This window comes from Parabacteroides distasonis ATCC 8503 (assembly GCF_000012845.1).
In the GTDB taxonomy this organism is placed as follows: Bacteria; Bacteroidota; Bacteroidia; order Bacteroidales; family Tannerellaceae; genus Parabacteroides; species Parabacteroides distasonis.
The window spans coordinates 933,227-947,890 of sequence record NC_009615.1; the positions used below are offsets into that span (position 1 = coordinate 933,227).

Annotated in this window: 10 protein-coding genes; all 10 read left to right on the forward strand. The window is 50.7% G+C overall.

Features of this window, described 5'->3' with window-relative positions; translation table 11 throughout:
- Positions 1 to 15 precede the first annotated feature (15 nt).
- The 10 genes from BDI_RS03920 (at position 16) to BDI_RS03965 (ending at position 14,655) form a co-directional block, all read left to right on the forward strand.
- Positions 16 to 1,569 (forward strand): SLC13 family permease, encoded by a 1,554-nt coding sequence (locus tag BDI_RS03920; RefSeq protein WP_005857436.1) that lies wholly within the window; start codon positions 16 to 18, stop codon positions 1,567 to 1,569.
- On the forward strand, positions 1,557 to 2,168 hold the full coding sequence (gene cysC, locus BDI_RS03925) for an adenylyl-sulfate kinase (RefSeq protein WP_005857434.1): 612 nt from the start codon (positions 1,557 to 1,559) through the stop codon (positions 2,166 to 2,168). The genes BDI_RS03920 and cysC overlap by 13 nt, the downstream gene beginning before the upstream one ends.
- A gap of 8 nt (positions 2,169 to 2,176) precedes the next feature.
- Positions 2,177 to 3,085, forward strand: coding sequence for a sulfate adenylyltransferase subunit CysD (cysD, locus tag BDI_RS03930; protein WP_005857432.1), 909 nt, complete (start codon positions 2,177 to 2,179; stop codon positions 3,083 to 3,085).
- 12 nt (positions 3,086 to 3,097) lie between these two features.
- Positions 3,098 to 4,540, forward strand: coding sequence for a sulfate adenylyltransferase subunit CysN (gene cysN, locus BDI_RS03935; protein ID WP_005857430.1), 1,443 nt, complete (start codon positions 3,098 to 3,100; stop codon positions 4,538 to 4,540).
- A 3-nt stretch (positions 4,541 to 4,543) separates the two neighbouring features.
- Positions 4,544 to 5,647 carry a sulfotransferase family protein gene (locus tag BDI_RS03940; protein ID WP_008772342.1) on the forward strand — a complete coding sequence of 368 codons (1,104 nt, stop codon included), beginning with the start codon at positions 4,544 to 4,546 and terminating at the stop codon, positions 5,645 to 5,647.
- A gap of 35 nt (positions 5,648 to 5,682) precedes the next feature.
- The gene (locus tag BDI_RS03945; RefSeq protein WP_005857426.1) at positions 5,683 to 6,666 is read left to right on the forward strand and encodes a PCMD domain-containing protein; all 984 of its coding nucleotides are present in this window, start codon (positions 5,683 to 5,685) and stop codon (positions 6,664 to 6,666) included.
- 1 nt (position 6,667) lies between these two features.
- Positions 6,668 to 8,662 (forward strand): NAD-dependent DNA ligase LigA, encoded by a 1,995-nt coding sequence (ligA, locus tag BDI_RS03950; protein ID WP_005857423.1) that lies wholly within the window; start codon positions 6,668 to 6,670, stop codon positions 8,660 to 8,662.
- On the forward strand, positions 8,663 to 9,184 hold the full coding sequence (locus BDI_RS03955) for a DUF6913 domain-containing protein (protein WP_005857421.1): 522 nt from the start codon (positions 8,663 to 8,665) through the stop codon (positions 9,182 to 9,184).
- 52 nt (positions 9,185 to 9,236) lie between these two features.
- The gene (gene dapA / locus BDI_RS03960; protein ID WP_005857419.1) at positions 9,237 to 10,130 is read left to right on the forward strand and encodes a 4-hydroxy-tetrahydrodipicolinate synthase; all 894 of its coding nucleotides are present in this window, start codon (positions 9,237 to 9,239) and stop codon (positions 10,128 to 10,130) included.
- Positions 10,131 to 10,344: 214 nt separating this feature from the next.
- Entirely contained in the window at positions 10,345 to 14,655 is a 4,311-nt protein-coding gene (locus tag BDI_RS03965; protein WP_011966171.1) for a CusA/CzcA family heavy metal efflux RND transporter, read from the forward strand.
- The last annotated feature ends 9 nt before the right edge of the window (positions 14,656 to 14,664 follow it).

A 14,664-nucleotide genomic window follows, 5' to 3' on the forward strand; every position in this document is an offset into this window, starting at 1 on the left:
CTTAAAAGTAAATACATGAATTTTGATATAGTGTTTGTGTTGCTGGCCCTGATCGGCATGATCGCAGCCTTGGTATGGGATAAGATGCGGCCGGGAATGGTTCTTCTGACAGTGGTCGTGTTTTTTCTCTGCGTAGGCATTCTTACTCCCAAGGAGATGCTGGAGGGCTTTAGCAATAAAGGGATGATAACCGTAGCCATGCTCTTCCTTGTCAGTGAGGGAGTGCGGCAGAGCGGGGCTTTAGGCCAATTGATCAAGAAACTGCTTCCCGAGGGGAAGACCACCGTCTTCAAGGCGCAGGCGAGGATGCTCCCGCCCGTAGCTTTCGTGTCGGCGTTCCTGAATAATACGCCGGTGGTGGTTATTTTCGCCCCGATCATCAAGCGATGGGCGGAGGCGGTGAAGCTTCCGGCCACGAAATTCTTGATCCCTCTCTCGTATGTCACGATATTGGGCGGTATATGTACCTTGATCGGTACTTCTACGAATCTGGTGGTGCACGGCATGATTCTGGAGGCGGGATATGAGGGCTTTACGATGTTTGAGCTGGGGAAAGTCGGTATTTTTATCGCTATCGCCGGTATTTTATATTTGTTCGCTTTCTCGAACAAGCTGCTTCCGGACTCGAGGACGGATACGGTATCCGAAGACGGGGAGGATGAGAATCCCGGGAATTTCCACCGGGTGGAGGCCGTGCTGGGCGCACGCTTCCCGGGTATCAACAAGACCTTGGGAGAGTTTAACTTTACCCGCCATTACGGGGCGATCGTGAAAGAGGTGAAAAGCGGCGGACAGCGTTTTACCCGTAATCTGGATACGGTGGTGTTGCATGAGGGCGATACCTTGGTGTTGTGGGCGGACGATTCTTTTATCCCTACATGGGGTGAGTCTAGTGTCTTCTTGATGTTGGCGAATGGTAATGAGGCAACGGAGCCGGTATCGAAGAAGAAACGTTGGCTGGCTTTAGGACTGTTGATCTTTATGATTACGGGGGCGACGGTAGGAGAGTTGCCAGTCGTGAAAGAGGCCGTTCCAAGTATGCGCTTGGATATGTTCTTCTTTGTCTGTATTACGACAATCATCATGGCGTGGACGAAGCTTTTCCCGCCTAAAAAATACACGAAATACATTTCTTGGGATATCTTGATAACGATCGCTTGCGCTTTCGCTATCAGCAAGGCCATGGAGAATTCCGGCTTTGCCTCCATGATAGCCCGCCATATAATCGGTATGGCCGACAATTTGGGGCCGTATGCGTTGCTGGCGATTCTATTTATTATTACCAATATATTTACGGAGTTGATCACGAATAACGCTGCGGCGGCATTGAGCTTCCCGATCGCTTTGTCGGTAGCTACGCAATTAGGCGTTGATCCGACCCCATTCTTTGTCGTGATCTGTATGGCGGCGTCGGCTAGTTTCAGTACGCCGATCGGCTACCAGACCAACCTGATCGTACAAGGCGTGGGAGGCTATAAGTTCACGGATTTCGTGAAGGTGGGCTTGCCCTTGAACTTGATCACGTTCTTGATCTCCGTGTTTGTAATACCTATGATATGGAAGTTTTAGAAAATAATATCTATCCGATTTTCGACCGTATGCTGGGTCGTGAGGATAAAGAGGCGCTTTTGGGGCAAAGGGGCGTGATGGTGTGGTTCACGGGTTTGAGTGGCTCGGGGAAAAGCACGATCGCTATCGCTTTGGAGCGTGAGTTGCATAAACGGGGATTGCTTTGCCGCATCCTCGACGGGGATAATATCCGTAGTGGTATCAACAATAATCTCGGGTTCTCGCCGGAGGACCGGGTGGAGAATATACGCCGGATCGCCGAGGTGGGTAAACTGTTTGTCGATACGGGTGTTATAACCATAGCGGCTTTTATCAGCCCGAACAATGAGTTGAGAGAGATGGCGTCCGCTATCATCGGTAAAGCGGATTTCTTGGAGGTTTACGTAAGTACGCCGCTCGCCGAGTGCGAACGCCGTGACGTGAAAGGCCTGTATGCCAAGGCCCGGAAAGGCGAGATCAAGGAGTTTACCGGGGTTTCCGCCCCGTTCGAGGCACCGGAGCGTCCGGACCTGTCCTTGGATACCTCCGTATTGAGCGTGGAGCAATCCGTGAACCGGTTGTTGGAGTTGATCGTACCGAAAGTAGAAATTAAACACTGAAAAAAGATATGTCTGATTACAAGTTAAGTCATTTACAGGAGCTGGAGGCCGAGTCTATCCACATCATCCGTGAGGTAGCCGCCGAGTTCGAGAATCCTGTTATGCTTTATTCCATCGGGAAGGATTCTTCCGTGATGGTCCGTCTGGCCGAGAAGGCTTTCGCTCCGGGTAAGGTTCCTTTCCCGTTGATGCACATCGATTCGAAATGGAAGTTTAAGGAGATGATAGAGTTCCGTGATTCTTACGCGAAGAAATTCGGCTGGAACTTGATCGTGGAGTCTAATATGGAGGCTTTCCACGCGGGCGTGGGCCCGTTCACGCATGGAAGCAAGGTGCATACGGACTTGATGAAGACGCAGGCCTTGCTTCATGCCTTGGATAAATATAAGTTCGACGCCGCTTTCGGCGGCGCCCGTCGTGACGAGGAGAAGAGCCGTGCGAAGGAACGTATCTTCTCGTTCCGCGATAAGTTCCATCAATGGGACCCGAAGAACCAGCGCCCGGAGTTGTGGGATATCTATAACGCCCGTGTGCATAAGGGCGAGAGCATCCGTGTATTTCCGCTATCGAACTGGACGGAGCTGGATATCTGGCAATATATCCGTCTGGAGAATATCCCGATCGTTCCCTTGTATTTCGCCAAGGAGCGTCCGTGCGTGGAGATCGACGGTAATTTGATCATGGCGGACGACGACCGCTTGCCGGAGCAATACCGGGACCAGATCCGTATGCGTATGGTCCGTTTCCGTACGTTGGGCTGCTGGCCGCTGACCGGCGCCGTGGAGAGCGAGGCGGATACGATCGAGAAAATCGTGGAGGAGATGATGACCACGACGAAGAGCGAGCGTACGACCCGTGTGATCGACTTCGATCAAGACGCTAGTATGGAGCAGAAGAAACGGGAAGGGTATTTTTAACACAGAAGAGACATGGCAGATACAAAATTAAATATAAAGGAATTCCTAGATAAGGACGAGCAGAAGGACCTGCTGAGATTCTTGACCGCCGGCTCGGTGGATGATGGCAAATCGACCTTGATAGGCCGATTGCTGTTTGATAGTAAGAAAATATACGAGGATCAGTTGGATGCCTTGGAGCGTGACAGCAAGCGTATGGGCAACGCCGGCGAGCATATCGACTACGCTTTGTTGCTGGATGGCTTGAAGGCCGAGCGTGAGCAAGGTATCACGATCGATGTGGCTTACCGTTATTTCAGCACGAACAACCGTAAGTTCATCATCGCCGACACCCCGGGGCACGAGCAGTACACCCGGAATATGATCACGGGTGGTTCCACGGCGAATCTGGCGATCATCTTGGTGGATGCCCGCACGGGCGTGATCACGCAAACCTGCCGTCACACCTATCTGGTATCTTTGCTGGGGATCAAGCATGTGGTACTGGCCGTGAATAAGATGGACTTGGTGGACTTCGACAAGGATACGTTCGACCGGATCGTGGCGGATTATAAACGTTTCGTGGAGCCGCTGGATATCCCGGATATCACGTATATCCCCTTGTCGGCCTTGGATGGCGATAACGTGGTGGAGAAGAGTGATCGCACGCCTTGGTACGAGGGTACATCTTTATTGGATTATCTGGAGAACGTGCCTATCGACTTGGATCGTAACTACGAGGACTTCCGTTATCCGGTGCAATACGTGTTGCGCCCGAATCTGGATTTCCGTGGGTTTAGCGGCAAGGTGGCCAGCGGTATCGTGCGTAAGGGAGATACGGTGATGGCGTTGCCTTCCGGGAAGACCTCGAAGGTAAAGAGCATCGTCACCTACGAGGGTGAGTTGGAGCAGGCTTTCCCGCCTCAATGTATCACGATCACCTTGGAGGACGAGATCGATATCTCCCGTGGGGAGATGCTGGTGCACCCGGATAACTTGCCGATCCGCGACCGTAATTTCGAGGCCATGCTGGTGTGGATGGATGAGGAAGCCATGGACGTGAACAAGCAGTTCTACATCAAGCAGACCACTCATACGACACGTGCCCGTGTGGATAGTATCCGCTATAAGGTGAACGTGAACACGATGGAGCAATCTTCCGTGGATCATCTGGAGCTGAACGAGATCGGCCGTGTGGTATTTACTACCGGCAAGGAGTTGTTCTTCGATCCGTATAGGAGGAATAAGCAAACCGGCTCGTTTATCTTGATCGATCCGATTACGAATAATACGTCCGCCGTGGGTATGATCATCGACCGTGTGGACGCTAAAGATATGGTGACGGAAGACGCTTTGGCTACCTTGAACCTCCCGGAGATGGGAATCGGAGAGGAGCACTATGAGGCGATCCGTAAGGTTTGTGAGGAGTTGGGCCGGCAGGGCGTATCTGTGAAATGTATAACGGAAAAACGATAGGATATGGGATTGTTGGAGTTTGATAAGCTACCGATCAATACGTTGGTCGGGGCGGATTGGGATACGTTCAGGAAGGTGACGGCCCGGCAGCAGATAGACAAGGGCTTTAAGGGTAAGTATCGCCTTACGACCGGTGTTTGCCGCCTGTTGAGCGCCTTGAAGCCGATCGAGGATAGCCGGTTCAAGAAATTGGCCGATAAGCCGCTGGAGATGGACCCCTTGTTTATCTTGGGGCATTGGCGGAGTGGTACGACCTTTGTACATAACATCTTCGCCTGCGATAAGCATTTCGGTTATACCACGACGTACCAGACGGTATTCCCGCACCTGATGCTCTGGGGGCAGCCTTTCTTCAAGAAGAACATGGCTTTCTTGATGCCGGATAAGCGTCCGACCGATAATATGGAGTTGAAGGTGGATCTTCCGCAAGAGGAGGAGTTCGCCTTGTCGAACATGATGCCTTATACATATTATAATTTCTGGTTCTTCCCGAAACGCTGGATGGAGTATTGCGATCGTTACTTATTGTTTAACGATATCACGGAGGAGGAGCGGCGGATCTTCATGGATACTTTCATGCGTCTGGTTAAGGTTTCCCTCTGGAATACGAACGGTACGCAGTATTTGAGCAAGAACCCACCGCATACGGGGCGTGTGAAGACATTGCTGGAGATGTTCCCGAACGCTAAGTTCATCTACTTGAAGCGAAATCCGTATACGGTATTCGAGAGTACCCGCAGTTTCTTTACGAATACGATCCAGCCATTGCGTTTGCAGGATATCACGAACGAGCAGATCGAGGCGAACTTCATCGAGGTATATCGCCGTCTTTTCTATAAGTACGAGGAAGAGAAGCACCTGATACCGGAAGGCAATCTGGTGGAAGTGAAGTTCGAGGATTTCGAGAAAGACGCTTTCGCCATGACGGAAAATATCTACGGGTCATTAAACTTACCCGGGTTTAAGGAGTCTAAGGTGGATATAGAGAAGTATCTGGGCAAGAAGAAGGGCTACAAGAAGAACCAATACAAGTACGAGGATCGTACGGTCCGGCTCGTAGAGGAAAATTGGGGCATGGCCTTGAAGGAATGGGGCTATAGCTTATAAATAAAGGGTTAGATAGGTATTAAATTGATAGAGGGATGGGTTTGAGTTTAAGAAAGAAAGCGTTATTTTTGGCAATCGCTTGTATGCCTTTGTCCGTGGTTCTTGCGGACGGGGATGGGGTGACATCGGAGAATGTGGTGCCCTTCGCTTATGGAGACATGGATAATTGGATTGTCCGTGAGATTCATGAGTCTGGCATTATCGGGGGAAATACGAAATGGCTTTATGAGCTGGGGCCCTCGGATACGATTGTCGGTAATACGGCGTTTCGTAATATGGGCGGTTCTCCGTGGGCTACTTCCAACGTGATGGCGAAAGTGGCGGGAGTGGTGAAAACCAATACGTCTGTTTTCCCGGAGAAACGGGGGGATGGGATGTGCGCCCGCATGGAGACCCGTTATGAGAGCGTGAAGGTTTTCGGTTTGGTGGATATCGAGGTGATCGCCGCCGGCTCCGTTTTCTTGGGTACGGTGCATGAGCCGATCAAGGGAACAAAGAACCCCCAAGCGATGTTACAATCAGGAGTGCCTTTCTCCAAGAAGCCGAAAGCGTTGCGGTTTGATTATAAGGTGAAAGCCGCTCCCGAGAAGAATCGGGTACGTAGTACGGGGTTCAGCCGTAAGAGTACGGTGGCCGGGCAGGATTCCTTGGCGGTGATCTTGTTGTTGCAGAAACGATGGGAAGACGAGGAAGGGAATGTTTATTCCAAGCGGGTCGGTACGATGGTGCAACGCTATACGGAATCTACCCCTGATTGGGTAAATGACGCTACTTACCCGATCCTTTATGGAAATATAACATCCAAGCCCGAATATAAACCGTATATGCGTATACAAGTAGAGGAACGTTATACGTTAAATAGTAAAGGAAAAAGCGTTCCTATCCAAGAGGTAGGCTGGGCGGAGCCGGGCGAGGCACCTACGCATATGGTGTTGCAGTTCACCTCCAGCCACGGAGGGGCCTATATCGGCTCTCCGGGAAATACGTTTTGGATAGACAACGTAGAATTAATATACTAATATGGTCGAAGCAAAGATAAAAGCCCTGCGTGATGAGCTGGAGCGGCATAATTATAATTATTATGTGCTTTCGGCACCGACAATATCAGACTTTGAGTTTGATAAGATGATGAAAGAGTTGCAGGAACTGGAGGCGGCGCATCCCGAGTTCGCCGATCCGGATTCCCCGACTCGGCGAGTGGGGAGCGACCTCTCGAAAGAGTTTGAGCAAGTAGTACATAAATATCCGATGCTTTCGTTGGGTAATACGTACTCCGAGGATGAGATCCGAGATTTTTATGATCGTACGGTCCGCTCCTTGAATGAGCCTTTCGAGATTGTGGCGGAGCTTAAATATGATGGCACTTCTATCTCTTTGACCTATGAGAAAGGACGCTTGACGCGTGCCGTGACCCGTGGCGACGGTACTCGTGGTGATGACGTGACGGCGAATATCAAGACCATCCGTTCGGTTCCATTAAGACTCCGGGGTTCTGATTTTCCGGAGGAGTTCGAGATCCGTGGCGAGGTATTGCTGCCTTGGGCGGAGTTCGATCGCTTGAATAAGGAGCGGGAGGAGCAGGAGGAACCCTTGTTCGCCAATCCTCGCAATGCCGCTTCCGGTACGTTGAAACAGCAGAACCCGGCTATCGTGGCCTCCCGTAAGCTGGATGCTTATTTCTATTATTTATTGGGTGAGAACCTGCCGGCCGAAGGGCATTATGAGAATTTGCAGGCGGCTCGCGCATGGGGTTTTAAGATTCCGGACGTGATCCGTAAATGCCAGAGCCTACAGGATATATTCGATTATATCGCTTATTGGGATGTGGAACGTAAGAACCTGCCCGTGGCGACGGATGGAATCGTGTTGAAGGTAAACTCGCTTCGTCAGCAGAGGAACTTAGGTTTTACGTCGAAAAGCCCTCGCTGGGCGATCGCTTATAAGTTTCAGGCGGAGCGTGCCGAGACTCGCTTGAACTCGGTCTCTTTCCAAGTGGGACGGACGGGGACGGTCACTCCGGTGGCGAACCTCGAGCCCGTATTGTTGGCGGGGACGGTGGTGAAGCGGGCTTCCCTGCATAACGCCGATATTATCGAGGGGCTTGACTTGCATATCGGCGACCAAGTGTATGTGGAGAAAGGCGGGGAGATCATCCCGAAGATCGTGGGAGTGAACGTGGAGGCTCGTTCGATGCTGATGGGGGATAAGGTCCGCTTTATCCGTGTGTGTCCGGAGTGCGGGACTCCTTTGGTGCGTCCGGAGGGAGAGGCGGCGCATTACTGTCCGAACGAGTCGGGCTGTCCTCCTCAGATCAAGGGGCGTATAGAGCATTTCGTGACCCGGAAGGCGATGAATATCAATATAGGCCCGGAAACGGTGGAGGATTTGTACAACGCCGGTTATGTAAAAGACTCGGCGGACTTATATACGTTGACGGTTGCCGATTTATTGCGTCTGGAACGGTGGGCGGAGAAGAGCGCCCAGAATCTGATGTCGAGTCTGGAGGAATCCAAGCAAGTTCCTTTTGAGAGGGTCTTGTTCGGTCTGGGGATTCGTTTCGTGGGAGAGACGGTCGCTAAACGCTTGGTCTCGGCTTTCCATTCGATCGAGGCATTGGAGCAGGCGTCCTTAGAGGATTTGGTAGCCGTGGACGAGATCGGCGAGCGGATCGCCCAGAGTGTATTGAGTTATTTCTCGGACGAGAAGAACCGTACGTTGGTGAACCGATTAAAGGAACAGGGCTTGCGGATGGCGGTTTCCGAGGAGCAATTGGCGAACCGTTCCGAGAAGTTGAAAGGATTGACGATCGTGATCAGCGGGACATTTTCCAAGCATTCACGTGACGAGTATAAGGCGATGATTGAGCAACATGGCGGCAAGAATAGCGGCTCCGTCTCAGGGAAGACCGATTATATCCTTGCCGGCGAGAATATGGGACCGGCCAAGCTGGAGAAAGCGGCGAAGCTGGGTGTGAAGATTATCAACGAGGATGCGTTCTTAAATATGCTGGAATAAATGTTTACGAATTATTTTATCAAGAAGAAGATACAGGCTTTAGTGTCGGACGCCGGGGGGCGTCCGCATCGTTCCCTTTCCTTGGATGAGGCACGTTCGCTTTTGGTCTTGTATAATATAGAGGATCACGAGGACGTCATGAGGGCCTTGGAGCCTTTGCGCAAGGCGAAGAAGGATATCAAGACGTGTGTGTATGTGCCGTCCGGAGGAGCGGATATTCCTTTCGACGATTCCAATATTCCTGTACATTCAAAGAGCGATCTCAATGCGTGGGGATTCCCTTCAGATAGTGTCTTGGAAAAGGTGGGCGCTCTCAAGGCGGATATCTTGATCGATATCACCCGGCCGGGTTGTTATGCCTTGCAATACATCGCTCTCCGGCATCCATCCGCCTTCAAGGTCGGGATTAAGTATCCGGGCCAAGAATGGTACGACTTAGGCTTGACTGTAACAGATAAGGACGATATTCAGTATTTATTCGGACAGATATTATTTTATTTGCGTTCCATCCGTGCTAAATGATATAATTTCCTTATTTTTGCAGTGCTAAATAACAAAAAGGAATATTTTCCCCATGGCAGACATAAATTTAAAAGGAATGGGTGTGGCGTTGATCACGCCATTCAAGGAAGATGAGAGTGTAGATTACGAGGCGTTAGGCAAGCTGGTGGATTATCAGGTGCAGAACGGTACGGATTATTTGGTAGTGCTGGGAACTACAGCGGAAACTCCTACACTTACGGAAGAAGAAAAGAAAAACATTATAAGCTTGGTAGTGACTCGTGTACGGGGCCGTATCCCTATCGTATTAGGCGTGGGAGGTAATTGTACACGGTCGGTTGTCGAGAAGTTGAAGACAGATAATTTTGAGGGTATCGACGCTATCCTCTCGGTCGTACCTTATTATAATAAGCCTTCCCAAGAAGGGATTTACCAGCATTACAAGGCGATCGCCAACGCTACCCATTTACCGATCGTACTCTATAACGTACCGGGGCGTACGGGCGTGAACATGACGGCTGAGACTACGCTTCGCATCGCCCGTGAGTTCGATAACGTGATCGCCGTGAAAGAGGCTTCCGGCAATATCACCCAGATGGATGATATCATCAAGAACAAGCCGGCCCGTTTCAACGTGATCTCCGGTGACGATGGTATTACTTTCCCTTTAATGACATTAGGTGCGGTGGGAGTGATCTCCGTGATCGGTAACGCCTTCCCTCGTGAGTTTAGCCGTATGGTACGTCTGGCCTTGGCGGGTGATTATGATAGCGCACGTACGATCCATCACAGCTTCACGGAGCTGTTCAGCCTGTTGTTCGTGGATGGAAATCCTGCCGGAGCGAAGAGTATGTTAAATATGATGGGCTTTATCGAGAATAAGCTTCGTTTGCCTTTGGTTCCTACACGTATCGTCACGTATGAGAAGATCCGTGAGGTGTTGCGACAGTTGAGCATTAAGTGCTGATCCGCTTTTAACGGCAACGATTCTTATTATTTATATAGGATAACAAAAGGGGCTTCATGTGTCATAGAGGGCATGTGAAGCCTTTTTCTATTGATATGCTCCAACTCCTCATACCGATACTTCAACCTTGATTTCGGTCACTTCATTATTTTATACGGGGCAGACAAACGCTTACCTTTTATTTTTGTAACTATTATATTAAATAAATGAAGTGATGTTTAAAGCGATTGTCCATTTTTCTATTCAGAAGAAACTATTCGTTGGGTTGACAACCTTGTTTCTGCTTCTGGGGGGAATCTATGCCATGATGACTTTACCGATAGATGCCGTACCGGATATAACGAACAATCAAGTGCAAATCGTGACGGTATCGCCAACCTTGGCCCCGCAAGAGGTAGAGCAATTGATCACCATGCCTATCGAGATAGCGATGAGTAATATCATGAACGTGGAAGAGATCCGCTCCGTTTCCCGCTTTGGCCTGTCATTGGTAACGGTCGTGTTTAAGGAAAGCGTGCCTACCTTGGATGCCCGCCAACTTATAAACGAGCAGATACAGACCGTGGCGGGAGAAATCCCCACGGAACTGGGTACGCCGGAGCTGATGCCTATCACGACCGGCTTGGGCGAGATTTATCAATATGTATTGAGCGTGGAGCCCGGTTATGAGGAGAAATACGACGCCATGGAACTCCGTACCATTCAGGACTGGATCGTGAAACGGCAACTGAGCGGTATACCGGGTATCGTGGAGATCAATAGCTTTGGCGGCTATCTGAAACAGTATGAGGTGGCGGTAGATCCGGATGCCCTTTATTCCTTGAATATTACGATCGGCGAGGTGTTCGAGGCGCTCAACCGGAATAACCAGAATACAGGCGGCAGTTATATCGAGAAAATCAATAAGGCTTACTACATCCGTAGCGAGGGAATGATCGGCAAGATAAAGGACATCGAGCGCATTGTGATCACGAACCGTGGAGGGATACCGATTCATATAAGCGATGTCGGCTCGGTTCGCTTTGGTTCCGCCAAGCGTTTTGGAGCCATGACAAAGGATGGCGAGGGAGAGTGCGTGGGCGGTATCGCCATGATGTTGAAGGGTGCGAACGCCAATGTCGTGACCAAGGAACTGGAGGCACGGGTCGAAAGGGTACAGAAAATGTTGCCGGAAGGTGTTCGTGTAGAACCTTATTTGAATCGTTCCGAATTGGTAGACCGAAATATATCCACCGTGATCCGTAACTTGATAGAGGGAGCGTTGATCGTCTTTATCGTATTGATCATCTTCTTGGGGAATGTGCGGGCCGGTTTGATCGTGGCTTCCGTGATCCCGTTGGCGATGCTTTTCGCTTTTATCTTGATGCGTGTTTTCGGGGTCTCCGCCAACCTGATGAGTTTGGGGGCCATCGATTTCGGTATCGTGGTCGATGGATCGATCGTTATATTGGAGGGGATGTTGGCGCATATCTATTCGAGGCGGTTGATGGGGCGTACGCTCTCTGCCGAGGAGATGGACCGGGAGGTCGAGGCCGGAGCCGGTCATGTCGCCCGGAGCGCTACCTTTGCCGTATTGATCATTTTGATCGTCTTCTTCCCGCTACTTACGCTGACCGGGATAGAGGGCAAGTATTTTACCCCCATGGCGAAGACCTTGGTATTTTGTATTATCGGAGCTTTGATCCTTTCGCTCACCTACGTGCCGATGATGGCCTCCCTGTTCCTAAAGCGTACGATCTCTTCGAAGCCTACATTCGCCGATCGTTTCTTCGGGAAATTAAATGGGGTTTACAGGCGTACGCTTCATTTCTGTCTGCGTCATATCTGGGGAACGATCGCTTGCTCTTTCGCGGCTCTGGCTGTGTCCCTTTTCTTATTCACGAGGTTAGGGGCGGAGTTTATCCCTACGCTGGATGAGGGGGATTTCGCCATGCAGATGACGCTTCCCGCCGGTAGTTCCCTGACGCATAGTATCGAGCTATCGAAGCAAGCGGAAGAGACCTTGATGAAGAGTTTCCCGGAGATCAAACACGTGGTAGCCAAGATCGGAACGGCCGAGGTTCCGACCGACCCGATGGCGGTGGAAGACGCAGATATCATGATCGTGATGAAACCTTTCAAGGAATGGACCTCGGCCTCCAGCCGTGCGGAGATGGTGGAGAAGATGAAGGCTTCCTTGGAACCGATTACGGGGGCGGAGTTTAACTTCAGCCAGCCGATCCAGCTTCGCTTCAATGAATTGATGACGGGAGCCAAGGCGGATATCGCGATCAAGCTATATGGAGAGGATATGGCGGAGCTTTATAAGAAGGCGAAGGAAGCTTCTCTTTTCGTGGAGCAAGTACCGGGAGCCGCCGATGTGATCGTGGAGCAGGCGATGGGGCTGCCGCAATTGGTCGTACACTACGACCGTGCCAAGATCGCCCGTTACGGGATGAATATAGAGGAGTTGAACACGATCATCCGTACGGCTTATGCGGGAGAGGCGGCGGGTGTCGTTTTCGAGAATGAGCGACGTTTCGACTTGGTGCTTCGTCTGGATAATGATAAAGTGGCGGATCTGAATTTGGATAAGCTCTTTGTACGGACTGCCGAGGGAATCCAGATCCCGGTTAGCGAGGTCGCTACGATCGAGCTGGTCAACGGGCCTCTACAGATTAACCGGGATGCCACGAAACGCCGTATCGTGATCGGGGTGAATGTCCGTGACGCTGATATCCAGAAAGTCGTGCGTACTATCCAAGAAACCCTTGACAAGCATATCAAGCTGGAACCGGGATACTACTTTGAGTATGGCGGCCAGTTCGAGAACTTGCGGAATGCGATCGATACGCTTACGATCGTGATACCGGTCGCCTTGTCATTGATCTTATTGCTGTTGTTCTTTGCCTTTAAGAGTGTTACCTACTCGCTGGTGGTATTTTCTACCGTCCCGTTATCCTTGATAGGGGGTATTCTGGCCCTTTGGTTACGAGGGTTGCCTTTCAGTATATCGGCGGGGGTCGGCTTTATCGCCTTGTTTGGCGTAGCGGTTTTGAATGGTATATTAATGATTAATCATTTTAATAACTTACGAAAACAAACTAAATATCAAATGACAACGAATCGTATCCTTGCGAAAGGATGTCCGCATCTACTTCGCCCCGTATTCTTGACCGGCTTGGTAGCTTCTCTAGGATTCGTGCCGATGGCGATAGCGAAGTCCGCGGGCGCGGAGGTGCAACGTCCGTTAGCGACGGTCGTGATCGGAGGCTTGATTGTCTCCACGATCTTGACGTTGATTATTATCCCGGTATTTTATCGGTTGGTAAATAGCTCGGCCGCTTGGAAGCGCCAACACTGGTTGAAGCGCCTATTGCCGTTTCTTCTTTTTTTAGGTATCTTATTCCCCACGCATGCCCAACAGACGGTGTCGTTGGAAGAAGCCGTGACGATCGCCTTGGAGAATCATCCTCGCCTGAAGACTGCCACGGCATCCATTGAACGTAGTCGTGCTTCACGGGGAGAGAGCTGGGAGGTGTCACCGACCACCTTTAATTATTCATGGGGGCAGATCAACGGTGAGACACGAAACGACAATCAGATGGAGATCACGCAATCCTTGGGCTCTCTATTGACCCCATTTTATAAGAACGCCTTGGTGAACCGTCAAGTCGCCACGGGAGAATATTACCGGGACTTGGTGAAGAAGGAGATTACGGCCGAGGTAAAACGGGCATGGGCTTATTATCAATATGCCTTTCATCTATGTGCCTTGTATAAAGAGCAGATCGAGTGGGCCGGACGTTTGCGAAAGGCAAGTCAGTTGCGTTATGAGCAAGGGGATATCACGCTATTGGAGCGGAATATGTCATCTACCTTGGTCGCCGATCTGCAAACCCGTTTGTCGCAGGCGGAGGAGGAGTTGCAATTGGCTGCCCGTCGTTTCTCATGGACTTGTTATTCGGATTCCCCATTGCTGCCTATGGATACGACATTGGTTTTATTCCCCGCTCGCGTAGCCGAGATCGCTCCGTCCGATATCCATCTGAATTACTTCCGGAGCGTGGCCGATGAGAAGAAAGCCATGCTTCGTATCGAACGAAGCCGTTTCTTCCCGGAACTATCGGTAGGATATGTGCGTCAGAAAATAGCCCCGTTGAGCGGTCTGGACTCTTGGATGGTCGGGATCTCGTTCCCGGTATTGTTCTTCCCGCAGCATAGCCGGGTAAGGCAAGCGAAGATCGATTCCTATATCGCCCGCACGGAAGCGGAGAGTAACATCCGTCAATTGAACAATAAGGTGGAGGAGTTGAGCGTCGCGCTTCGTAAGGAAGGAGAGCATATCCGCTATTATACGACCGGCGCTTTACCGGAAGCGGATGCTTTGTTGAAGAGCGCGACGGTACAGTTCAAAGAGAGCGAGACAGATATCACGCAGTTTGTTCAAAGCCTGAACGCCGCCCGGGAGATCCGGCGGGGATATATTGAGGCCGTATATGCCTATAATATATCGGCGCTTGAGTTGGAGTTGTATAGTAGATAACCAGAAAAA